The organism is Stagnihabitans tardus, assembly GCF_009925085.1.
Classification (GTDB): Bacteria; Pseudomonadota; Alphaproteobacteria; order Rhodobacterales; family Rhodobacteraceae; genus Stagnihabitans; species Stagnihabitans tardus.
In genome coordinates, this window is record NZ_JAABNR010000109.1 from 1 (window position 1) to 252 (window position 252).

1 pseudogene is annotated in these 252 nt (G+C 55.2%); it reads right to left on the reverse strand.

Features of this window, described 5'->3' with window-relative positions:
- Nucleotides 1-124: 124 nt before the first annotated feature.
- Nucleotides 125-252, reverse strand: a pseudogene (locus tag GV832_RS21840) (IS5/IS1182 family transposase); the annotation flags it as partial.

The following is a 252-nucleotide window of genomic DNA, read 5'->3' on the forward strand; positions in this document are numbered from 1 at the left end:
AGATCTTCCGGCCGCTTGCAGCCCTGCAGCAACTCGTCCAGCAATTCGTTCGAAATCGTCATCGTCCTTGCTCCTCTCAGGAAGCATGGACCAGATCACCGATACACAGAAGGCCGGACACTCTCCGGATCTTCTTCTTACGGTTCTTCCGCCCTGGGATGCAGACCCTTATCCCTTTGTCTTTCAACGCTTCTCGATACCAATCGGCATCGTAACCCCTGTCAGCCAAGAGCCACTCCGCCTGTGGCAGAT